Consider the following 230-nt stretch of genomic DNA (forward strand, 5'->3'; position numbering starts at 1 on the left):
TTTATCTTCTTCAGTCACGGTTTCGATAGCCGCATCCAACATGGTATTCACGAGCTCTGCGTCAGGGCTTGTGCCAATCGACCAGCTGACTACCATGCCATCGAAGCAGTCGATCATGGGCGACAGATATACCTTACCCGCAGGAATCTGGAACTCGGAGATATCCGTCACCCACTTTTCGTTGGGGGCGTCAGCACGGAAATCGCGATTGATGATGTTATCTGGGGCAG

The 230-nt window shown here is 52.2% G+C and carries 1 protein-coding gene; it reads right to left on the reverse strand.

Annotated elements, in window-relative coordinates; all coding sequences use genetic code 11:
* Window positions 1–230: DDE-type integrase/transposase/recombinase (locus SB786_RS37970; protein ID WP_410731808.1), on the reverse strand; the 230-nt coding region annotated here is incomplete at both ends.

This window comes from Burkholderia sp. SIMBA_062 (genome assembly GCF_046534765.1).
In the GTDB taxonomy this organism is placed as follows: Bacteria; Pseudomonadota; Gammaproteobacteria; order Burkholderiales; family Burkholderiaceae; genus Burkholderia; species Burkholderia ambifaria.